Source organism: Mesorhizobium sp. M0293, assembly GCF_040321735.1.
Lineage (GTDB): Bacteria > Pseudomonadota > Alphaproteobacteria > Rhizobiales > Rhizobiaceae > Mesorhizobium.
Genome location: NZ_JAMYSA010000025.1, coordinates 1 through 22,339, shown reverse-complemented (window position 1 = coordinate 22,339; position 22,339 = coordinate 1). Strand labels below are relative to the sequence as shown.

Below are 22,339 nucleotides of genomic sequence, written 5' to 3'. Positions count from 1 at the left end.
GTCGGCAGATGCGCCAACAACACAAATCGGCCGACATGAAAAAGGCGGGAAATTTCCCGCCTTTTTGTTTTTTGCCCTATCGGCTGATCAATGCAGGCGGCCGCTGGCGTGGGCCAGCATGGTGTAGACCTTGCCGGTGTCCGACGTCAGGTAGGTCTGCGCCATGATGTTGTCGCGGTCGTTGCGCGAGACATCCTTGAGCAGCTTCTCGAAATCGTCGCAGTAGCGGTCGACGGCGGCGCGGAACTCGGCCTCCGCCTGATACTTGCGACGGATCTCGTCGAACGTCTGCTGGCCCTTCAGTGTGTAGAGCCGCCGCGTGAACACGTCACGTTCGCCACGCCGGTAGCGGTTCCACAACTCGATCGAAGCTTCGTGATCGATGGCTCGCGCGATATCGACGGAGAGCGAGTTCAGCGATTCCACGACATGCAGGGGCGAGCGCTGGGCAGGGGCCGCGCGCGGTGCTTCCGCGGGCGCCGAAGGTGCTGCGGACCTCAGGTCCTCGTCGTTCGACGCCGCGGTCAGGAGATCGCGCACCCAACCGCCCTGAGGCGTACGTGCATCACCACGCTGGCGTGGTGCCGCCTCGGCGGGGCGCTCAAGGTCGAGCGTGCCGCGCAATGCAGGGCCGCCCAACGGCGCCTGAGGGGTGCGCAGCTCCGGCTGCGGTGCCGGCGGTGCGCGACGCGGCGGCTCGGCGGTGCGTGCGGCTGGCGCTTGCGGCGCCGGACGCAGATTGCGGGGCTCGGCGCCATCACTGCTGCGGCCGGACTTCGCAACGATGTCCGAAAGCTCCTTCAGGGCATTGATCTGCTCGGAGACGGCGCGGCGGATGGCCGAGGTCGATTCCTTTGCCTCTTCCGGCATCTCGATGACGCCCTTCTTGAGTTCGGCGCGGGTGAGGTCGAGTTCGCTCTTGATCGAGCCCGCGGTGCGCCGCATCTCCTCGGTCGCATCGGCGAAGCGCTTGGTAGCCGAATCGACGACGTCGGTGATGGCGTTGCGGATCTTGTCGGCCGACTCCATCGTCTTGCCTTCGGCGTTCTGCAGCGTCTGGCCGACGAGATTTTCGAACGAGCGCATGACCCTTTCGAGATCTTCCGATTTCTTAACCAGGCCGACGGCGAGATCCTCGAGCGACGACTGCCTTTCGAGCGTGTGCTCGAGGTTGCTCTGGGCCGAACTCAACAGGTCCGAAGCGCTGGACAGCAGACGGCTGTGTTCGTCGAACTTGGTGGCGATCGACGCGACCTCGCGCAAGGTGGACGACGACAGGTCCGTCAGCCTTGTCGTGTTCGAATCGACCAGTCGCGCCGAACTGGCAAAGGTCTGCGCGGCTTTCTCGGTGGTGGCGGCGAAGCTTTGCGTGCTGCCGCTGAGGCGTTCATCGACCTCGCCGAGATTGACGGCGGCCTGCTCGATCAGCTGACCGAGCTGCGAGCTGGACTTGGTCATGCGGCCAATGAGGTCGGCGACGCTGTCGGACAGCGACGAGCGGGCGCCTTCGACCGCCGACAAGGTCTCGGCGGTGCGGCTGGCGAGCGCGTCGACAAGTGCGGCATTCTCGCTGCGCAGCTTCTCGGTGGCGCGTTCGGTGACCTCTTCCATGCTCTTTTGCAGTTCCGAACCGCCCTGGGCGAAGCGCTCGACCAAAGGCCGTGCGGTTTCGTCGAGGATCTTCGACATTTCGGCCGAACGCGCCGCGAGCATGGTGTTGAGTTCGCGGGTGTTGGCGCCGATCGTCTTGGCGGCATCGTTGGTGCTCTGGCCGATATGCTGGCCAACCGCAGTGAAGGTCTCGGCGATCACATTGGCTCGCGAAACGAGTTGCGCCTCGGCATTCGACACCTGCTCGTTGAGCTTCTGGCCCATCGTCTCGGCCGTGTGGGCGAGGCGGTTCTCGACGCCTGAGACCTGCTCTTCGACACGGGCGGCCGTAGCCGCAGCGCTCGACGCAAGCCGCTCATCGGCGCCGGCAAGCGCCTGCTCGATTTCGCGGGCATGCACGGCCATTTCCTGGCCGGTCCGCCTTGCACGTTCGGCGACCCTTTGCTCGGTATCGGTAAAGGCGCCGACGATGGTTTCGGCATGCTCGCCGATCGTGGTGGTGCTGCTGGCGATGCGCGACACCAGGCGCTGATCCGCGTCGTCGAAGATGCGGCCGATTTCCGAGGCGCGGCTGGACAGTGCTTCCGCACCTTCGGCGATGCGCGAGACCAATTGCTGGTCGGCTGCATCGAAGATGCGGCCAAGGTCCGAGGCACGGGCGGCAAGCGCTTCGGCCGATTCGCCGATGCGCATGCCGAGCCGTCGGTCGGCGCCTTCGAAGTTGCGCAGGATATCGCCGGCGCGCGCGGCCAGCGACTGGGCCGTTTCGATGGCGCGGGCGACCAGCTTCTGGTCGGCTGCATCGAACGTGCCGGCGATCTCGCTTGCACGGGCGGTCAGCTGATCGGCGGTTTCCTGGGCGCGGGCGGCGAGCTTCTGGTCCGCCACGTCGAAGGCGCCGGCAATCTCGCTTGCACGAGCGGCCAGCTGATCGGCGGTTTCATGGGCGCGGGCCAGCAGTGAGCTGGACGTATCGTCCGCGCGGGCAAGCAAGGCGTTCGACGTATCTTCCGCACGGGCGTGCAGGCGACGGTCGGCGTCCTCGAAGGTGCGGGCGATATCTTCGGCCCGTGCCAGCAGGGCGGCAGAGGTCTGCTCGGCGCGCTCGGCGATCTTGCGGTCGGCGTCACTGAACGCGGCACCGGCCTGCTCATGCAGCGTGCTGGTGACTTCCAGCACCTTTTCGCGCAGGGCGCCGGCGACAAACACAGCGCTCTTCTCGAGCACGGCACGGACGTTGGCGACGCCTGTCGAGAGCGCACGCTCCATAGTGCCGGCGCGCTCCTCGATGATGCCGGTCTGACGGCCGAACGCCTGCTCGATCTTCTCGACATCGGCAGCGATCGCGTCGGAAATGCTGGTGCTCCTGGCGGCTATCTGGTCGATATGGCCCGACAGCGAGCGGTCAACGTCCTTGCGGGTCTCGGCGAGCTTGCCGAGATCGTCTTCCAGCGCGCGGGTCAGCATATTGCGACCCTCGGACAGCTTGCCGACATGTCCGGCAATGACGTCGTCGATATCGCTGCGGCTTTCGCTCAGCTTCTGCAAGTCAGCTTCGAGGGCGCGTTTGAGAATGTCGCGGCCTTCGGCCAGTTTCTCCACCTGACCAGCGACCAAACCGTCGATGCTGGAGCGGCTTTCGGCCAGCTTGGCCAGATCGGCTTCCAGCGCGCGCTTGAGAATATCGCGGCCTTCGGCCAGTTTCTCGACCTGGCCGGCGACCAGGCCATCGATGCTGGAGCGGCTTTCGGCGAGCTTGGCCAAATCGTCTTCAAGCGCCTTCGACAGGGTCGAGCGTTCCTGGACAAGCCTTTCCGCGTGGCTGTTGACGAGGCCGCCGACGTTTTCGAGGTCGGCCTCAAGTGACCTCGACAAGGTCGAACGGTCCTGGGCGAGCCGTTCGGAATGGCTGTTGACCAGGCTGTTGACGCTTTCGAGATCAGCCTCGAGCGCCCGGGCGAATTGTGCCCGGTCATCGACCAGTTTCTGCGACTGGTCTGCAATGGTTCCCTTGATCGCATTGAGGTCGGATTCCAGGGCGCGCCGCAGGATATCTCTACCCTCAGACAACTTCTCGACCTGACCGGCAACCAGCCCGTCGATGCTGGAACGGCTGTCGGCCAGCTTGGCGAGATCGTCCTCGAGCGCCTTCGACAGGGTCGAACGGTCCTGAACCAGCTTGTTCATGTGGTCGGCGATGACGCTGTTCACATTCTGCAGGTCGGCTTCCAGGACCCGCGAAAGCTGCCCGCGATCCTCGGCCAGCTTTTCCGACTGGCTCGATATGACGCCCTTGATCGTGTTCAGATCGGATTCCAGAGCCCGTTTGAGAATGTCGCGGCCTTCGGCCAGCTTCTCGACCTGACCGGCGACGAGACCGTCGATGCTCGAGCGGCTCTCTGCAAGCTTGGCAAGGTCGGCTTCGAGGGTCTGCGAAAGCAGGCTGCGGTCTTCGGCGAGGCGTCCCGAATGACCCTCGATCAGGCCGCGTATGCCGGACAGATCGCTGTCGAGCGAGTGCGAAAGCTGGGTGCGGTCTTCCGCCAGCTTGGCGGAATGGGTTTCGATGAGATTTTTGATGCCTATAATGTCGTTTTCCAACGCCTTGGCGAGCACGGCGCGGCCCTCCGCGATCTTCTCGACCTGACCGGCGACAAGACCGTCGATGTCGGCGCGGCTGTCGGATAGTTTGCCGAGATCGGCTTCCAGTGCGCGCGACAGGATGTTGCGGCCCTCGGCGAGCTTTCCGACGTGGCCGGCAACCATTTCATCAATGATCGTACGAGCTTGCACCAATTTCCCGGAGTCTTCGTTCAGGGCAGTGGAGAGCCTGTTGCGGCCTTCTTCCAGCCTTTCGAGATGGCTGCCGAGCGACGCATCGATGGCCGCTCGCGATTCATTGACCTTGCGCAAATCTTCTTCGAGAGCGCGCGAGATCAGGCTGCGGCCTTCGGCCAGCTTCTGCACCTGGTTGGTCACCGCCGCATCGATGCCGGCGCGGCCCTCGGCGAACTTCGCCAGATCGGCCTGCATGGCTTCGGCCATGCGCTCGCGGCTTTCGGACAGCTTTCTGCTGTGGTTCTCGACGGCTTCCTCGATGCCGACACGGGCATCGGCGAGCCGCTGGATGTCGCTGTCGAACGAACGCGAGACGACGTGACGGGCGGCTTCCATGCGCCCGGCGAAGTCGCTGGCGCGGGCTTCGAGCATGGAGGAGGTCGAGGTGACGATGTCGGCCATGTCGGCGCCGATCTGGGTCTTGCCCTGATCGATCATCGCCGACAGCGTGTCCTTGCTCTCGGCAAAGGTGTGGGCGATTTCACGGGCGCGCTCGACCAGCGTCTCGTTGATCTGGCGGGCGCGGGCCTCGAGGGCTGCATTGAGCTTCTGCGTTCCGGTGTCCAGCGCCTCGGCGCGCGTCTGGAACTCGCTGATCAGCGCCTGGCCGCGTTCGGCGAGCGTCCGCTCGATGCCGTTGAGGCTGGCCTCGAACTCGGAATTGAGGGTGCGTGCAGCACCGCCAAGCAGCGACACCATGCCGGTGGTGCGATCGTCGAGCAGATCGGTCAACGACCGTGTCAGGCCGTCCGTGGTGTCCGTCAGCTTGGCGATGCGGGTATCAAGAAGGCTGGCGAAAGCCTCGCCGGAGGTCGACAGGCGGTCGGTGATCGAATCGAGCCGGCCTTCCACCGAATCGAAGATCGACATCGAGCTTTCGTTGATGCGGTCGATGAGCGTGTCGCCGGAATTGGTGATGGTCATCGACAATTTGGTCGACGCATTGAGGATCGAATCACGGATGATGTCGGAGGCGGCGCCGATCTCGTCCTTCAGCGTCTCATGCGCGCCGGTGATCGAGGCGCGGACGCGCTCTGCGTGCGTGACGACGGCCTCGCGCTCGCTGCCTAGCCCGTCGACCAGCGAACGGATGCGGGATTCATTCTCGGAATAGGAGCGTTCGATCTGGTTGACTTCGCTGTGCACCAGCGTTTCCAGCTCGACGGCGCGGGCAAGCGTGCGTTCGATGCCTTCGCCCATGGCCGCGACCTCGCGACGAACGGCCTGGCCGATCATCATGACGCGATCCTGGGCAAGGTTTTCCGGTTCGGTCAGACGGAAGGCCACTTCGGTCATCGACTGGGCGGCGATGCGCATTTCCTGGGCGCGGCGAATCATGGCCGCGAAAGCCCAGAACAGGATGACGGGCACGATCGCCGCGACGGCGAGGCCGATCAGCTCCGGACGGGCAAGGAACTGGTCAAGCGTGCGGATTTTCCAGATGCTCGGTCCGAAAAGAAGATTGGCCAATCCGCCGGCGCCGGCGAACCAGGCGAGCGAAACAAAGGCGACAACCCAGTAAATGGTGTTCGAGGCACGCCTGTTGAGGCTGTGCAGGAGCGTCTTGTAGTCCTTCTGGCGATCGTCATTGGCCGGCGCGAAACCCGCAGGCTGGGCGCCATTGCGTGTTTCCACGGGACGCAACTCGGCAGGCTTGGCCTTTGGCGCGGGTTTTGCGGCCTGGCTCTGGGACTGGCTCTGATTGACCACGGGCTCCGGTTTCTGATCGCGTCCCTCGCGTGCCAGCTCGTCGGCGGCCTGGGATATCTGCGCTTCCAGATCCTCCATCGAAGCCGCGATGTCGAGGTCGCCGCTGCCGACATCATTGCTGAGGTCGAAATCAAGCGCCTTTTCCAGTTCCCTGGCCACTTCGTTGTCGAGAGTTCTCGTCGTTGGTTTCTTTGCCATGCCTTCGCTACCCTGTACTAGCTGCCGCGGGCTTATAATTCTGTTTGTCTTACCACGCGCAGGAGGCTGAAAATGGACCCCTCGTATCGTAATGACACAGGGGGGTAAAGAAAACATGCATTCCGCGGGATACGTAAAACTTTAAATATAAGGTTAACGCAACCGTGATTTCGGCGCCGTTTTCGCACCATTTTTCCGGGCCAACCATTAACCCGTTGTCCACTGGATTCGCTTAGGTTTTTGGGCGATCGAAGAAAACGGAGTTCGAGTTCATGCGTGGCGAAAGCGGCATCGCCTTCTCAATGCCCGGGGGCGACGTATCCGGACCAAGACGGTCACGGCCGGTCGATTTGGCACACCTTGCCCGCCAGACGATGGGCGACCGTAGCCTCGAGCAGGAGGTGCTGGCGCTGTTTGTACAACAGGCGCTGTCGGTGCGCGACAGAATAGTCGACGCCGACATCAAGGACCGGCTTCTGCTCGCCCATGGACTCAAGGGCTCGGCACGGGGCGTGGGTGCCTTTGCCATTGCCGATTGCGTCACCGAGATCGAGCACCGGCCGGAAGACAACCAGACGCTCAAGCGGCTCGGCACGCTGATCGACGAAGTGCGCGATTTCATCGCCGCCATCAGTCGCTGAATCCGGCGCTAAACCCGGTTTGCGGAAAACGTCACGAAGCGGCGCTTTCGCGCGGCAGTTGACTTGCTCGCCGGAGTGATTATCTCGGCTGAGACTCCCTTCAGGTGACAAATGACCAAGCTGACTTTCATCGCCCATGACGGCACACATTTCGAAATGGACGCCGAGAACGGCTCGACGGTCATGGAGAACGCGATCCGGAACGCTGTGCCCGGGATCGAGGCGGAATGCGGCGGCGCCTGCGCCTGTGCGACCTGTCACGTCTATGTCGACGAAGCCTGGACGGCTGAGGTCGGCGAGCCGGAAGCGATGGAAGAGGACATGCTGGACTTCGCCTACGAGGTCCAGCCGAACTCACGCCTGTCGTGCCAGATCAAGGTGCGCGACGCGCTTGACGGCCTGGTTGTCCGCGTGCCCGCCCGCCAGGGATAAGCGCGGGATCTTTGCCAACTGATTTTTCCCGCTGCGGCTTGGCAGCGGAGCATTGGTCATGCAGTGTCCTGCTCTCTTCGCAGCGAGGCACATCGCATGACCGAGACCACCAAGACAGACGTGCTTATTGTCGGGGCAGGGCCGGTCGGCCTGTTTGCCGTGTTCGAACTCGGCCTGTTCGACATGAAGTGCCACCTGATCGACATCCTCGACCGGCCCGGTGGCCAATGCGCGGAACTCTATCCGGAAAAGCCGATTTACGACATTCCCGGCTGGCCCTCGATTTCGGCGCAGGGGTTGGTCGACAAATTGCTCGAGCAGATCGCGCCGTTCAAGCCTGATTTCACCTACAACCGCATGGTTTCCAGCCTGGAAAAGCTGGAGGACGGCAGTTTTCGCGTCACCACCGATGAGAACGAAGTGTTCGAGGCCAAGGTGGTGGTGATTGCCGCCGGCGGCGGCTCCTTTCAGCCCAAGCGTCCACCGATCCCGGGGATTGAACCTTTTGAAGGCAAGAGCGTCTTCTATTCGGTGCGCCGGATGGAGGATTTTCGCGGCCACGACCTCGTCATTGTCGGCGGCGGCGACTCGGCGCTCGACTGGACGCTCAACCTGCAGCCCGTGGCAAAGAGCGTGACTCTGGTGCACCGGCGGCCCGAGTTCCGTGCCGCGCCCGACAGCGTCAACAAGATGTATGCCATGCAGGAGATGAAGCAGCTGGAGTTCCAGGTCGGGCAAGTGACCGGACTGACCGGCACTGAGGGCCAGCTGTCATCGGCCACCATCAAGGGACCGGACGGCGACGTCGAGGTGCCTTGCACGCGCATGCTGCCGTTCTTCGGCCTGACCATGAAACTCGGACCGATCGCGGAGTGGGGCCTCAATCTTCACGAGAACCTCATTCCGGTCGATACAGAGAAGTTCCAGACATCGGTGCCGGGCATCTTCGCGGTCGGCGACATCAACTGGTATCCGGGCAAGCTGAAGCTGATCCTGTCGGGCTTCCACGAGGTGGCGTTGATGGCGCAGGCCGCCAAGCGCATCATCAGCCCCGGCGAGCGTATCGTGTTCCAGTACACGACCTCGTCGACCAGTCTGCAGAAGAAGCTCGGCGTCTCCGGCTAACTTTTTACTCCGCGAGGATTGGAGCTGCGTCGTCGGCATAACCGCGAAGCTCCTTTTCGGGCATCAGCATCAGCGTGATCAGCCCCAGCAGCAATGTGGCTGCGGCGACGACAAAGATCATCACGAACGGCTCGACCGATGCGCTATGACCAGCGATCCGCACGCCTTCGCCGGCAAGCGGCAGGCCATAGCCCAGAGCGACCGCGCCGAGCATCGCGACCCCAAGCGCACTGCCCAGCGAGCGCAGGAATGTCAGCACACCGGTCGCGACGCCAAGATGCATGCGGTCGACGGCGTTCTGGACCGACACGGTGGTGACCGGAAACGTCGTTCCGGTCCCCAACCCTATGCAAATCGTCAAAACCTCTACTTCCAGCAGCGATGCATGCCCCGCGACAAAGGCCAGCAGGCAGAGGCACAGCATGCTGAAGACGACGCCCACCATTGCAATGCGCTTGTAGTGGGTGAAGCGCGGTATCATACGCCCGCTGAATGTCGCGCCGCCGACGGTCCCCAGCAGAAGCCCAAGCATCGCGGTGCCCGACTCTGCTGCCGACAGGCCGAGCACCGACTGGAGATAGACGGGCAGGTACACCGCCATACCGACGCTTGCGGCCTGAAGCAGGAACATCGAAAGCGTGCCTGCCAGAACGATTGGATTGCCAAGCACTTCGAGCGAGATGAGCGGTTCGGCGGCTCGCATCAGCCGCAAGGCAAAAGCGCCCCAGAAAATCGCCGAGCCGCAGAGAACGCCGATGACCTCAAGCGACATCCAGGGATAGGCGCTGCCGCCCCAATTCAAGGCCAGCAGCAACAGCGCCGTGGCAATGATCAGAAGCAGCGCGCCCAGGCCGTCGATGCGATGGTGCTTGGCAGCGATGGGCAGTTTCTTGAGCGGCTTGTTGATGATCGCCATCGCAAGAAAACCCAGCGGGATATTGATCCAGAAGATCAGCGACCAGTGCAGGTGCTCGGCGAAAGTGCCGCCGAGCAACGGTCCGGCAATGCTGGCAACGGCCCATGTGCCGGAGAACCAGGCGGCGTAACGTGCCCGCTCGCGTGGCGGAACGAGATCGCCGACGACGGTCTGTGTCAAGGCGAACAAGCCGCCGCCACCGGCGCCCTGGATCGCCCGCCCGACAACCAGCACAAACATGTTGGGGGCCATCGCACTGACCAGTGATCCCGCCAAAAAGATCAGGATCGCGGCATAAACGGTCGGCCGGCGGCCATAAACATCGGATATCTTGCCGTAGAGCGGGGCCACGGCGGTTGCAGTCAGGAGGTAGCCGGTGACGATCCATGGCAGATATTGTGCGTTTCCGAGCGCATGCCCGATGGTCGGCATGGCTGGCGCGACGATGGTCTGGTCGAGTGCCGCCAACAGCATCGACAGGAGCACGCCGCCGATGATGGCGTTCTTCTCGCTCTCGGTCAGCGGCGCGCCAGTTTCCACCATCGTTTGATTGTCGACAGCCTGGTCCATGATCGTTCATCCGTAAGCTTGCGATTTGACCGGCGCTGTTCAGCCGTTCCGGTGCTTTGACCGTCTCGATAGCATTGGCGTTTTGAACTCGCGCCTGGCGAGCCTGCTATATGTCGTCCCATATAGGCCGATTTCGACAGGGGCTCGAAAGTTTTTCGAAGCTGGCACTACGCTTCGGCGAATTTGGCTTTCGTCAGTTCGAGCGCGCTCAGGCCGGCGGCAATTGACCGTTCCCGATGCGCTCCATCCGGTAGCGCAGCAGCCTCAGGATGCGGCTCTCGAAATTGACGCTTTCGACACGGTCGAACTGGAGCTGGGCCCGGTCGTGGCTGGCAAGAACAGCCGCAGTGATCGCGGCGGCCTTGGCCTTGGCGGCGCTGCAGTTCTTTTGCGGGTAGGTGGCTTTCAGCGCCTCTTCGAGTTCGCGGCCATGGTTCTTGGCAATCTCGACGTGGCGCTCCTCATGGCGCTTGATGTCGGCGGCCAGCGTGTCCCAGAACAGCCTGACATCGGCATCGGACTTGCGTGGGCGTCGCCACTCGGGGAGGATCACCTTCACCTTGACGGTCACCACAGCGTCGGCGATCCGGCAGGAGTTCGATGTCTGCGCATAGCTGACGCGGGTGGTGAAGGCCATCTGGGTGGCGCCCGGGTGGCGTGTGCCCGTGCTTTTCACCTCCGGCCCGCGTTTGAAGAGCTGCGCCTCGATGTCGTCGAGCGTGCTGCCGCCAACGGCGAAGTAGCTGTACGTCTTGACGAGGTTGGCCGCACCCGCCGGGATCGGGGTCACGGCGAGCAGCAGCGCGCCAGCCAAGGATTGTTTGATGCCAAGCATGGATCGTTTCATCATGTTGCCTCTTCGACCACCTTGCTTTACGGCCGTTGCCGGCGCAACGGAATTGATCCGCTAGGGATCACACATGGTTGATGAGCCTAGGTTGATGAGCCCCATGGTTGATGAACAATGACGGCTAGGCGATGGCAGTTGGCGCATGGACGCCATCTCGACCTTGGCGGCAAGGCCGTGGTCGTCGGCATCCTCAACGTCACGCCCGACAGCTTTTCCGACGGCGGTCTGTTCGACGCCCCTGAAAAGGCGCTGGCCCAGGCACGGCGCATCATGGCGGAAGGGGCGCTGATCGTCGATGTCGGTGGAGAATCGACCCGCCCCGGTGCCGCCGCGGTATCGGCAAGCGAGGAACAGGCCCGCATCCTGCCTGTGATCGAAGCGCTGGCGAGCACCAGTGAGGTGCTGATTTCGGTCGACACCTATCGCGCCGACACCGCCAGGTTCGCGGTGGCCGCCGGCGCCCATATCGTCAACGACGTCTGGGGTTTGCAGCGCGAGCCTGACATTGCGCGTGTCGCCGCCGATACCGGCGCCGGGCTTGTCATCATGCATACCGGGCGGGATCGCCAGAAGCTGCCGGACGTGATTGCCGATCAGTTGGAATTCCTGCGAAAATCGCTCGAAATCGCCCACCAGAACGGCGTTGCCGACGACCATATCGTGCTCGATCCGGGATTCGGCTTCGCCAAGGAGACGGCGGACGAAAATCTCGACCTGATGGCGCGCTTTTCGGAATTGCATACACTCGGCTTGCCGCTGATGGCCGGCACGTCACGAAAACGCTTCATCGGCACAGTCACCGGCCGCGAGGCGGCCGCCCGACGGGGTGGAACGGCGGCGACCAGCGTCATCCTGCGGCTCAAGGGCGCCGATCTGTTTCGCGTCCACGATGTCGCATTCAACGTGGACGCGCTGGCGCTCGCAGATGCTATGCTGGCGCGTCAAACCGACCGGGCGAGAGACTGAGCGATGTATGTCATCCGCATGAAGAACTGCGCTTTCTTTGCCCGGCACGGCGTGCTGGACGAGGAGGAAAGGCTTGGCCAGCGCTTCTATGTCGATGCCGCTCTCACCGTCGATCCCGGCCGGGCGCTTGTCGAGGATTCCATCGAGGATACCGTCAACTACGGCATTGCGTTCACGGTGATCGAAGAGATCATCACCGGGCATCGCCGTTTTCTGATCGAGTCCCTGGCGCTCGAAGTGGCGCGTGCGCTGACGGCGCGTTTTCCGCAGATCAAGAAAGCCGAGATCACCGTGCGCAAGCCCAATGCCCCGGTGCCCGGCGTGCTCGATTACGTCGAGGTGACCGTTGTCTGGCCCGAATAGTACGGTCTATCTCAGCCTTGGCGGCAATCTCGGCGACCCGGCGAAATCAATGGGCGCGGCGTTGCGCATGCTGGACGCCGACGCGGACACGCGTGTCACCGGCGTCTCCTCGCTCTATCGCACGCCGCCCTGGGGCAAGCTCGATCAGCCGGATTTTCTCAATGCGGCTGCCGCAATTTCCACCGGGCTGGCGCCGCGTGCCTTGCTCGACCTCTGCCTCGATGCCGAGCGCAAGCTGAAGCGGGTGCGCGAGGAGCGCTGGGGGCCGCGGCTGATCGACATCGACATTCTGGTGTTCGGCGACCGCGTCATTCACGAAACCGGGCTGGAGGTGCCGCATCCGCGCATGCTGGAGCGTGCCTTCGTGCTGGCGCCGCTGGCCGAGATCGCGCCCGGCCTGGTTGTCAGTGGTCGCAGCATCACGGACCGGCTGGTCGCCGTCGACACATCCGGCATCGAGCGATTGTCGTCCGGCCGGGATTGGTGGCTGGCCTGAGGTCCGGACGAGGCGGCAGCCGGACGTTTAGCCCGAGAATCCGCCGCCATCCAGGAATGTCTGCTCCTGCGGGGTGGTTTCGCGGCCAAGCATCCTGTTTCGGTGCGGGAAACGGCCGAAACTCTGAATGATATCGCGGTGTTCGACAGCATACTTCAGATAGGGTTCGGCCCTGGCCTGGGTCAGATCGACCGATAGGTGCTGGTCGGCAAGCAGTTCCGAATGCTCATATGGCAGATAGAGGAAGACGCGAATTTCTTCCTCAAGCGCCAGATCATGACGGGCCGCGATCGCCTTTGCGGCAAAATATCTGGCGAGCGGGTCGGTCGCGTACATATGGCCGGTGCCGCGAAAGCAGTTTCGCGGAAACTGATCGAGCAGGATCATCAGCGCCAGCGAGCCTTCGGCATGCTCCAGCCAGGCGTCGCATTCACGCCGCGCGGCGGCGTAGTGGAGATCGAGAAAGCGGTTGCGGAAGTCGGCATCGAATGCCTCGTTCTTCTCGAACCACGCATCCTCGCCGGCATCGCGCCAGAATTTGGTGACCGACAAGGCTCTGCTGTCCAATTCCATGCATAATTCCTTGCTCAATCGGCCGCTTCGGATTTGTGCAGCACGCCGGCCGTCTCTTCGTTGAGCGCCTGGCCAGGGCGGCGCGGCGTGGAAAGCGGCGTCGGAATCGGCGTGCCGATATTGCCCCTCAAGAAGCGCTGTCCGGCGCGAATGCCTTCGGCGAGCTGGGTTTCGAAGCGGTCGGTGTCGCGGCGCCTGACATCTTCGATTGTTTCAGCCACATCTTCCGGATCGACACCCAGCGATTCCAGGGCCGAGCCACCGAAAACAAGTGCGGATTCGAAGGTTTCACGCAGTTGGAAATCAACACCGGCGCGAATGAGCTGCAGCGCGGTTCCGCGGTCGAAAGCGCGGGCCAGCACGGTGAGCAGTGGGAACTCAGCCTTGATCAACTGGGCGATGCGAACGGCCACATCAGCCTTGTCGACGCAGATCAGCACGGCGCGTGCCCGGCCGGCGCCGGCGGCATGCAGGATGTCCAGCCGCGTGCCGTCGCCATAGTAGACCTTGAAGCCGAAATCGGCCGCCGCCTGGATCATTTCGACATCATTGTCGATGATCGACACGTCGATGCCGCGCAGCAGCAGCGGTTGGCTGGCTATCTGCCCGAAGCGGCCGAAACCGATGACCAGCACGCTGCCGGTCAGGCCATCGGCGATATCGACGCCGTCGAGCGACTGCTCGTCGCGCGGCGTCAGATACCGCAAGGCGATGATCGCCAGCGGCGTCAGAACCATGGAGATGATGACGATCGCCGTCAGCGTCGCGTTGGCGTTGCCGTCGATGATGCCGACGGCCGCGGCCGCCGAGTAAAGGACAAAGGCGAATTCGCCGCCTTGCGCCATGAAGACCGCGCGCTCCAGCGCTTCGCGATGACCTGATTTCAGGATGCGGGCAACGATGTAGATGCCGAACGCCTTCATCACCATGTAGGCGACGACATAGATGGCGATCAGCCGCCAGTTCGCGGCGACCACATGCAGGTCGAGCGACATGCCGACCGCGAGAAAGAACAGGCCGAGCAGGATGCCGCGGAAGGGTTCGATGTCGGCTTCGAGCTGATGGCGGAAGGTCGATTCGGACAGCAGCACGCCGGCCAGGAAGGCGCCCATCGCCATCGACAGGCCGCTAAGCTGCATGGCGAGCGCGGATCCGAGAACGACCAGAAGTGCTGCTGCCGTCATCACCTCGCGGGCACGGGCTTCCGCCAGGATGCGGAAGAACGGATTGAGCAGATACCGGCCGGCCACCACCAGGCCGACGATCGCGGCGAGGCCGATGCCGACCTCCGTCAGCCGCTCCGACAGGCTGGTGTCGGCCCCACCGGGCGCCAGAAATGCGATCAGGGCCAGCAGCGGCACGATGGCCAGATCCTCGAGCAGCAGGACCGATACGATGCGCTGGCCTTTCGGGGAGGCGATTTCGCCGCGCTCCTCGAGAAGCTGCATGACTATCGCCGTCGAGGTCAGCACGAAGCCGGCGCCGGCGACGAAGGATTGCGCGATCGGAAATCCTCCCGCCATGCCAACGCCGGTCAGCAGAAGCGCGCAGACGCCGACCTGCAGGGCGCCGAGGCCGAAGATCTCGCGGCGCAGGCCCCACAGCCGCGACGGCTGCATTTCCAGCCCGATGATGAACAGGAACATGACGACGCCGAGTTCAGCGACGTGAAGAATGGCTTCCGATTCGGAAAAGACGCCGAGGCCGAACGGGCCGATGACCACGCCTGCGGCGAGATAGCCGAGGATCGAGCCCAGCCCCATGCGTTTAAAGATCGGAACCGCGACGACACCCGCGGCAAGCAGCGCCACCACCTGAATAAGCTCGCTGCCCGATGCTTCCGCCATGCCTCTTTTCCCTGTGTCTGACAGCACTCCTTGCATGCACTGGGAGCGGGAGGCAAGGGCACAAAGCTTGACAGGAAGGGTAGGGTGCCGTTGACGCGATTTCCTTGGTGGAACAATGGTCTCCGCTTGCTTGCCGGACGTTCGGCATCTATATCAGCTATATGCCTGACTATTCGTCCCGCCCGTCGTTGCCGCACATCCCGATGGACGCGCTTAGCGAAGTTCTGCAAGACTTTCGCTTGAGTGGTGTCAACTATGGCCGCTGCGAGCTCCGGCATCCATGGAGCATAGACTTTCCGCAACAAAATCTGCTTCGTTTCCATTTTGTCGGCCAGGGTCCATGCTGGATTCATACCGAAGCGCAAGGCTGGCAGGAGTTGCGCAATGGCGATCTGGTGCTGCTGCCGCAAGGCATCGCCCATCGGTTGGCGAGTGCGCCGAATGTTGCAGGCGACTCGCTCCAGGGTTGCCAGGTGATCAAGTTGGGGGGCAACGTCTGCGAGGTGGTCCGGGAAGGAACGGGCGCGACGAGCACCCTTTTCTGCGGCTCCATGACCTTGGACTCCTGTGCGCTTAACCCATTGATCTCGTTGATGCCGCCTATCATCAAGGGTTGCGACGTGGCCGGCAATGACCCGGTCGTTGGTCCTTTGCTGGCGGCCATGACGGCGGAGGCCGCACATCCGCAGATGGGCAGCGCCACCATCTTGTCGCGTATGGCGGACTTGCTGACAGCCCGGCTCATCCGCTGCTGGGTCAATTGCTCGGGAGCCTCGACCACGGGTTGGCTCGCAGCCATCCGCGATCCCCATATTGGCCGCGCGCTGGCAGCAATGCACCGAGACCCCGGCCGTAACTGGACGCTGGAAAGCCTCGCCGGCGTGGCAGGCCAATCGCGCTCGATTTTCGCCGAGCGCTTCAGCGCTGTATTGGGGGAGGGTGCCGCACGCTATCTCGCTCGCCTGCGTATGCAGCTTGCCCGCGAGTTGCTGGGGCAAAACGGCTTGTCGGTTGCCGAAGTCGCTACCCGTTTGGGCTATGATTCCGAGGCATCCTTCGCTCGCGCGTTCAAGCGCATCACCAATGTCTCGCCCGGTGTTGTGCGCCGCACAATTCCCGGACGAATAGACATGAATTTCGGATTTTGAGATACATATCATCCGTAAGGACTCGCCTATGAAGATCTCTAAACTTTGGAGATCCTTCAGTGACTGACACAACATTACAGCTTGAAGACGCCGCGATTGGCCTTGATGCCGACGCGCCGGTCGCGTGGAGCGCGGCCACCTGGTTCGCGGTCCTTTCATTGGCGGCCACCAGCTTTGCCCTTGTATCAGCCGAATTCCTGCCGGCAGGTCTGTTGACGCCAATGGCGCGTGATCTCGGCATCAGCGAGGGGACGGCTGGACAGGTCGTCACCGCCACCGCCTCCGTCGGCGCCGTGACGGCCATGTTGAGCAATGTTCTCATCGGCCGATTGAACCGCAAGACGGTGCTGGTTGGCCTCATGGCCTTGGCGGTCGGTTCCAATATTCTTGCAGCGTTGGCGCCTAATTTCTGGCTGTTGTTGCTAGGCAGGGCCGGACTGGGGATTGCTCTCAGCGCTTTCTGGGCACTTTCGGTTGCTGTCGTTGCAAGGCTGGTCGGCGCCAATGCGACAGGTCGAGGCATGGCCATCGTCACCCTCGGGGTCTCGCTCGCCACCATTGCCGCGCCCTCGATGGGTGCGTTGATCAGCGACTGGCTGGGATGGCGCAGCGCCATGGCCATGACGGCGGGGCTGGCCGTGATTGCCATGCTTTTGCAGTTGCTTAGCCTGCCGACCTTGCCTGCAGCAGCAAGCAACAGTCTTGCAGACGTATTTCGGCTGACACGGCGGCGTGGTATTCAACTCGGCATGCTTGCCATTGTCTTGCTGATGACAGGGCATTTTGCTGGCTCTGTCTATGTGCGTCCCTTCCTCGAACACGTGACGCTGCTTGCAACCGGGCCAATTGCCCTGGCTCTGCTCGGATTTGGCATCGCCGCCGTGATTGGCAATATTGCCGGCGGCCGCATGGCCGACGCCAATATCCGCATTGCTCTCGTGGTAACCGCCGCATTGATGGCGTTTGCGGCGCTGGCATTGGTGCTTTGGGGCGTGCACATCGGCGTTGCCTTCGGGTTCGTTACACTTTGGGGCCTCGCCTTCGGCATGGGGCCGGTGGTGCTGCCGACCAATCTGTCGCGTGCGGCGCCTGATGCGCTGGAAGCGGCGGGTAGCCTGATGGTCGTCTCTTTCCAAGTTGCCATCACGATCGGCGCGGTTGTCGGTGGTTATGTCGTGGACACCTATGGTGCCACGGCGCCCTTGACTCTGACCGCTGTCCTTGCGGCGGCGACGGCCCTACTGGCGCTGCTACAGCCTCGCGGCTGAACGACGAAGTAACGGCCGCGATCAAGGGCTAAGCGCCCGATTCTAGCTGTTAGAATGAGGCGGTGACCATGGGGTCGCCGCCTTTTTTGCTTTCAGCGATCGATGATTTGTCAGTTCGGGGCGATGGAGCCGACTTCGACGGCGTCGACGCGCTTCAGGCTCATGCCGATCACCGGCACCAACTGGTCGTCGACGCGCACGGCAATGGTCACTGTCATCGAATTGTCGTCGGGGATGCGCGCCTGCATGACGCCGCGCAACTGGTTGCGGTTGATGGTGAAGACCACCTTGCGGGGATCGACCACATTGCCGCCGATGATGTCGAGGCCGGAGCCGCTCGCGCCGCCCATGAAGCTGCCCTTGTAGCCCTCGCGGCCCTTGCGCTCGATCTTGGCCGACATCGGCTGGGTGAACATGCCGACCCGGCAGCCGCCGTCAAGTGACATGCCGACCTTGCCGTCGGGTGTCGAGCCGGTGAAGCTGCAGTTGAATTTGGTGCCCTTGTACTTGCCGGCGACGATTTCGCCGGGGCCGATCCATTTGCCTTCGGCCGACTGGAAGAATTGCTTGTCCGGCTCCGCCGCGGAGGCCGCTCCGGCAATACCGACGACTGCTGTGATCACGGTTGCCAGGGGCAGGAGGCTGGACAGAAATACGCTTTTCATCGACGACACCCGGCAACAAAGAGGCTGTTTGGAACCCGTCTGACCATGAACAAGATTGGTTAATGCTTCGTCACTACGGTGTCGCCACAAAGCAGTCCGGTAACAATTCCGAAGGTCCAAACGCTCCGGCCCGGCTCACTTGCCAGGCGGGGCTGTTTCACCGTCTTTCCTGGTGGCAAACGATGTCAGGGCGGAGAGGAAATCGCCCAGTCCGGGACGCTTCGCGGCGCTGAAGGGCAGGGGGCGCGCCGTTTCCATCGCCGCGATGCCGATGCGCGCTGTCATCATGCCGTTAACGACGCCCTCGCCAAGCTTGGCCGAAAGGCGCGCCGCCAGGCCGTGGCCGACGATCTGTTGGACGAAACTGTCGCCGATCGCGATCGAGCCGGTGACCGCCAGATGCGCCAGCACGCTACGCGCAAGGCGGAAGAAACCCAGCGTTCCCGGCCGTCCGCCATAAAGTTCCGACAGGCGGCGGATGAGCCGCCCGGCCTCGAATACGACATAGGCGACATCGACGAGTGCGCGCGGGCTGACCGCCGTCACCAGCGAGACGCGTTTGGCGGCCTCAAGAATCATTATTTTTGCCCTGGCATCGAGGGGGCCGAGAATTTCGGCTTCGGCCAGGCGCACCAGATTGCCGCCGTCGATGATTTCGCCGCGCAGTTCGGCCAGCGCGCGCCGGCCGGCCGCGGTCTCGGGTTTGGCCGCGACAAAGGCCGACAATTCGTCGCCGACCGATCGTGCTGCCTTGGGATCGTCACGCGCGATCGCGTCGAGCGCCCGCATCTGCAGCTTTTCGACCTCGGCGAGACGGGCAATCGCCAGGAATTCGCGAATCAGGATGATCAGCAACGCCAGCATGGCGACGGCAGCCATGCCCGCGGCCAGCCAGCCCAGCCATTCGGCGCGGGCGAAGAGGTCGCGTATGAGCTGGTCGGTCCACAGGCCGACAGCCAGCGAAACCAGGATGCCAAAAGCGCCGAAGAAGATGCTGCCGAGCAGCGAGCGTTTCCTGGGGGCGATCGCCGGCGGCGGCTCCGCGGCAATGATGTCGGGCTCGTCGAAGACATCGATTTCCGCCGGAATGACCATCGCCACATCGGTTTTCATCGCGCGGGGCTTTCGCCCCGTGTCGGTCTGTGCACGATCGGCGTGGGCACGGTGCGCCTGCGGCGCTTCCTGCCGGGATACGGGCTCCGGCTCGATGCGGAATGCTGCCGGCTTGCGGGGCGCGGTCATGCCAGATGATCTCCGATCAGGAACTGCAAGGCACGGTCGAGCCTGATATGCGGCAGCGACAGCGTGACGCCTTCGGCCGTGCGTTCGAGCTTTGGTGGACGGAAACGGACGAAGCGGATTGCCGGGTCCGCGGAGTCCTGCTTGTGATCGGGGCCCGAAACATCGAACACCGCATCAATCTTCTCCGGTAAGTCACCGGGAAATATGGCTGTTTCCGTCTTTCCATCAAAGGTTTCGCCGTTGATCCTCTCGCCGGCGATCGGCATGCCGATGATGACCGGCAACGTCTCTCGACCTTGCTTGACGGTGCCTTCGCGTGTCGCGCGCATCGCCGCCATGGCGACGACATCCACATCCGCGCCGGTGAAATTCGCGCGCGCCACGGCGCGGTCGGCAAGCCGCCGCACGATAGCCTGCAGGCGGTCATGGCTTTCGTGGTGCAGGTGATCGGCCTTGGTCGCGGCAACCAGTATGCGGTCGATGCGCCGCGAGAACAGGTCGGTAAGGAAGCTGCCCCGGCCCGGACGGAAACAGCTGAGGATCTCGGTCACCGCGCGTTCCAGGTCGGCCATGGCGCCGGGGCCGGCGTTCAGCGCCTGCATGGCGTCGATCAGCACGATCTGACGATCGAGGCGGGTGATGTGTTCGCGGAAGAACGGTTTCACGACATGCGTCTTGTAGGCCTCGTAACGCCTGTCCATCATGGCGTGCAGCGACCCCGGGCGCGGGCGCCTGTCGCCGATCCCGGCCAAGGGCGCGAAGGTCAGTGCCGGCGAGCCTTCGAGATCACCAGGCATCAGGAAGCGGCCGGGCGGCAAGGTCGAAAGCGCCCGCTCGTCGAGCTTGCACGCCTTCAGATAGGCGGCGAAGCTCTCGGCCAGGCGGCGCGCCGTCATCTCGTCGGCATCGGCATTCGGGTCGATCTCCGCCGAGAGCGCCCGCCACGCCTGCGACAGGTCCTCGCGCACCGGCAGAACGGCCATTTCGAAGGCTTCGTGCGAAAAATCGGCGAAGGATTTGCCGAGTAGCGGCAGGTCGAGCAGCCATTCGCCGGGATAATCGACGATATCGACCGACAGTCTGCCTGAGGAAAACATGCGGCTCCAGCCGGAGGCCGATTCATATTCGATGGTCAGCCGCAGTTCCGAAATGGCGCGAGTCGAATCGGGCCAGGCGCGATCGTTGACCAGGGCTGCGATATGATCCTCGTACTGAAAGCGCGGCACGGCGTCGTCCGGTTGCTGCTCGAGGAAGGCACGGGCGATGCGCCCCGATTTTTGCGCCTCAAACAGCGGCAGGCGCCCGCCATGGATCAAATTGTGGACAAGGGCCGATATGAACACCGTCTTGCCGGCGCGGGACAATCCGGTCACGCCGAGGCGCAGCGATGGGGAAAAAAGCCCGGTAGCGCGTCCCGACAACGTGTCGAGGGCAATCCTCGCCTCGTCGGTTAAGGTGGTCAGCGATGATGCCAAAATGTGATCTCTCAGGGCTTCGGTCCGTCCGATATAGGCTCTGCAACCAGGCTTTGAAATGGCTTCAAAGATCGGCCGGCGTCAGGAACGCTTCGAGATAGCCGGTGCCCTGGGCGGCCTTGGCAAGAGCGCCGTCAAAGCGGACGACCGCCAGGCCCGCGGTCGGGAACCCATGGTTGAGCGTTGCCCGCGCCGTCTCGTCGCCGTCGCCCGAAACCGCCATGGTGAGGTCTTCCGTCATCGGATTGTGGCCGATGACCAGCAATGAGCCCGCCCCACCATTTTCGCGGATGAGATGGAGGTAACCGGCCGCGTCCGCGCTGTAGAGCGAGTCGAAGAACAGCACTCGGCCAGTGTCGGTCTGGCCGGCCAGGCCTTCCAGCGTCTCCTTGGCGCGTTTGGCGTTGGAGCACAGCGTCAGGTCCGGAACATAGGAGCGGGAGCGCATGGCGGCGCCCATCATTTCGGCGTCGGCACGGCCGGATTCATCGAGCGGGCGATCGAAATCGCGCATGCCGGGCAGTGCCCAGCCAGCCTTGGCATGTCGCAACAGATAAAGCCTGCTCACCCAACCTCCGATGCCGAAGCCTTCCAGGATTAGCCACGAGAACGCGTTGCGCACAATGGCTTGTGTGCTTCGAATACCCGAATCACCCATGGTGCGGTGCCGCAAAAGGCGGTTGTGCACCGGCCGAAAATCACAGCCGATGTTCCGAAAGCATGTTGCGCCGGATCCAAAGCGCCACAGAGTAGTTTGGTATCAAAACGACCGTATGCCGCTGCAAAGGCGCGCGCCGGCGCACATTAACAATTGCGTGAGACAGCGGCTGATTGCGCTTGTGCAGGCGTCGGACGGCGAATATATAGGCGCCAAATTTGGGGCAGTTTGGGTGAGTCGAATGAACGACATCGTTACCGCCGATTACGTACCCTCCGAAGACGAGCCGTTCATGAACGAGCGGCAGAAATCTTACTTCCGCTCAAAGCTCGTCACCTGGAAGAATGACATATTGCGCGAAGCGCGCGAAACACTGGAAATCCTGCAACAAGAAAACGCCAACCATCCCGATCTGGCCGATCGCGCCTCTTCGGAAACCGACCGCGCCATCGAACTCAGGGCGCGCGACCGTCAGCGCAAGCTCATTGCAAAGATCGATTCCGCACTGCAGCGCATCGACGAAGGCACTTATGGCTACTGCGAAGAGACCGGCGAGCCGATCGCGCTGAAGCGGCTCGATGCACGTCCGATCGCGACGTTGTCGATCGAAGCGCAGGAACGGCACGAGCGCCGCGAAAAAGTCTACCGCGACGACTGAGGGGCAAGGCCGGCGGCGCGACCAGCCGTCATGGGCGACGATGATCTTGAAATGGCCGGGTTTTCCGGCCATTTTTATTGGCGCGGCAG

General features: G+C 63.0%; 18 protein-coding genes. 9 read left to right on the top strand and 9 right to left on the bottom strand.

Annotated features, from left to right (window positions below):
- Positions 1–87: 87 nt before the first annotated feature.
- Positions 88–6,357 carry a coiled-coil domain-containing protein gene (locus tag NKJ06_RS12140; RefSeq protein WP_352809850.1) on the bottom strand — a complete coding sequence of 2,090 codons (6,270 nt, stop codon included), beginning with the start codon at positions 6,355–6,357 and terminating at the stop codon, positions 88–90.
- Positions 6,358–6,629: 272 nt separating this feature from the next.
- Here NKJ06_RS12140 and NKJ06_RS12135 point away from each other — a divergent pair, with 272 nt between their 5' ends.
- The 3 genes from NKJ06_RS12135 to NKJ06_RS12125 all read left to right on the top strand — a co-directional run bounded on the left by NKJ06_RS12135 (position 6,630) and on the right by NKJ06_RS12125 (position 8,555).
- Positions 6,630–6,998 carry an Hpt domain-containing protein gene (locus NKJ06_RS12135; protein WP_352627889.1) on the top strand — a complete coding sequence of 123 codons (369 nt, stop codon included), beginning with the start codon at positions 6,630–6,632 and terminating at the stop codon, positions 6,996–6,998.
- 111 nt (positions 6,999–7,109) lie between these two features.
- Entirely contained in the window at positions 7,110–7,430 is a 321-nt protein-coding gene (locus tag NKJ06_RS12130) for a 2Fe-2S iron-sulfur cluster-binding protein (RefSeq protein WP_352627888.1), read from the top strand.
- Between the two features lie 96 nt (positions 7,431–7,526).
- A complete protein-coding gene (locus tag NKJ06_RS12125; RefSeq protein WP_352627887.1) occupies positions 7,527–8,555 on the top strand; it encodes an NAD(P)/FAD-dependent oxidoreductase in 1,029 nt (342 codons plus the stop codon).
- A gap of 4 nt (positions 8,556–8,559) precedes the next feature.
- Here NKJ06_RS12125 and NKJ06_RS12120 read toward each other — a convergent pair whose 3' ends face one another.
- Complete coding sequence (locus NKJ06_RS12120) at positions 8,560–10,041, bottom strand: MDR family MFS transporter (protein ID WP_352627886.1); 1,482 nt, start codon at positions 10,039–10,041, stop codon at positions 8,560–8,562.
- Between the two features lie 208 nt (positions 10,042–10,249).
- Positions 10,250–10,891 (bottom strand): DUF922 domain-containing Zn-dependent protease, encoded by a 642-nt coding sequence (locus NKJ06_RS12115; RefSeq protein WP_352627885.1) that lies wholly within the window; start codon positions 10,889–10,891, stop codon positions 10,250–10,252.
- A 114-nt stretch (positions 10,892–11,005) separates the two neighbouring features.
- On the opposite strand from NKJ06_RS12115, the gene folP reads away from it, so the two are divergent.
- Genes folP through folK form a run of 3 tightly spaced genes read left to right on the top strand, consistent with a single transcriptional unit; the run spans position 11,006 to position 12,716 of the window.
- On the top strand, positions 11,006–11,857 hold the full coding sequence (folP, locus tag NKJ06_RS12110; protein WP_352809849.1) for a dihydropteroate synthase: 852 nt from the start codon (positions 11,006–11,008) through the stop codon (positions 11,855–11,857).
- A gap of 3 nt (positions 11,858–11,860) precedes the next feature.
- Positions 11,861–12,220, top strand: a complete 360-nt coding sequence (gene folB, locus NKJ06_RS12105; RefSeq protein ID WP_352627883.1) for a dihydroneopterin aldolase — start codon at positions 11,861–11,863, stop codon at positions 12,218–12,220.
- A complete protein-coding gene (gene folK / locus NKJ06_RS12100; protein ID WP_352627882.1) occupies positions 12,204–12,716 on the top strand; it encodes a 2-amino-4-hydroxy-6-hydroxymethyldihydropteridine diphosphokinase in 513 nt (170 codons plus the stop codon). Before folB ends, folK begins: the two co-directional genes overlap by 17 nt.
- A 27-nt stretch (positions 12,717–12,743) precedes the next feature.
- On the opposite strand, the gene NKJ06_RS12095 is transcribed toward folK, so the two are convergent.
- Both NKJ06_RS12095 and NKJ06_RS12090 read right to left on the bottom strand, forming a co-directional pair.
- On the bottom strand, positions 12,744–13,289 hold the full coding sequence (locus tag NKJ06_RS12095; RefSeq protein ID WP_352627881.1) for a DUF924 family protein: 546 nt from the start codon (positions 13,287–13,289) through the stop codon (positions 12,744–12,746).
- A gap of 14 nt (positions 13,290–13,303) precedes the next feature.
- Complete coding sequence (locus NKJ06_RS12090) at positions 13,304–15,136, bottom strand: monovalent cation:proton antiporter-2 (CPA2) family protein (RefSeq protein ID WP_352627880.1); 1,833 nt, start codon at positions 15,134–15,136, stop codon at positions 13,304–13,306.
- 161 nt (positions 15,137–15,297) lie between these two features.
- Here NKJ06_RS12090 and NKJ06_RS12085 point away from each other — a divergent pair, with 161 nt between their 5' ends.
- Together NKJ06_RS12085 and NKJ06_RS12080 are read left to right on the top strand one after the other, a co-directional pair.
- Complete coding sequence (locus NKJ06_RS12085; RefSeq protein ID WP_352627940.1) at positions 15,298–16,284, top strand: AraC family transcriptional regulator; 987 nt, start codon at positions 15,298–15,300, stop codon at positions 16,282–16,284.
- Positions 16,285–16,343: 59 nt separating this feature from the next.
- Positions 16,344–17,552, top strand: a complete 1,209-nt coding sequence (locus tag NKJ06_RS12080; RefSeq protein ID WP_352627879.1) for an MFS transporter — start codon at positions 16,344–16,346, stop codon at positions 17,550–17,552.
- A gap of 110 nt (positions 17,553–17,662) precedes the next feature.
- Here the strand turns inward: NKJ06_RS12080 and NKJ06_RS12075 are convergent, their stop codons facing one another.
- From NKJ06_RS12075 to NKJ06_RS12060, 4 genes are all read right to left on the bottom strand, one after another.
- Entirely contained in the window at positions 17,663–18,217 is a 555-nt protein-coding gene (locus NKJ06_RS12075) for a hypothetical protein (protein WP_352627878.1), read from the bottom strand.
- A 135-nt stretch (positions 18,218–18,352) separates the two neighbouring features.
- Positions 18,353–19,459, bottom strand: coding sequence for a YcjF family protein (locus tag NKJ06_RS12070; RefSeq protein ID WP_352809848.1), 1,107 nt, complete (start codon positions 19,457–19,459; stop codon positions 18,353–18,355).
- Positions 19,456–20,934: a YcjX family GTP-binding protein gene (locus NKJ06_RS12065; RefSeq protein WP_352627876.1), complete on the bottom strand. Its 1,479-nt coding sequence runs from the start codon at positions 20,932–20,934 to the stop codon at positions 19,456–19,458. The genes NKJ06_RS12070 and NKJ06_RS12065 overlap by 4 nt, the downstream gene beginning before the upstream one ends.
- Positions 20,935–20,998: 64 nt before the next feature.
- On the bottom strand, positions 20,999–21,502 hold the full coding sequence (locus tag NKJ06_RS12060; protein ID WP_352809845.1) for a SixA phosphatase family protein: 504 nt from the start codon (positions 21,500–21,502) through the stop codon (positions 20,999–21,001).
- A gap of 331 nt (positions 21,503–21,833) precedes the next feature.
- Here NKJ06_RS12060 and dksA point away from each other — a divergent pair, with 331 nt between their 5' ends.
- Positions 21,834–22,250: an RNA polymerase-binding protein DksA gene (gene dksA, locus NKJ06_RS12055; RefSeq protein WP_013531862.1), complete on the top strand. Its 417-nt coding sequence runs from the start codon at positions 21,834–21,836 to the stop codon at positions 22,248–22,250.
- The last annotated feature ends 89 nt before the right edge of the window (positions 22,251–22,339 follow it).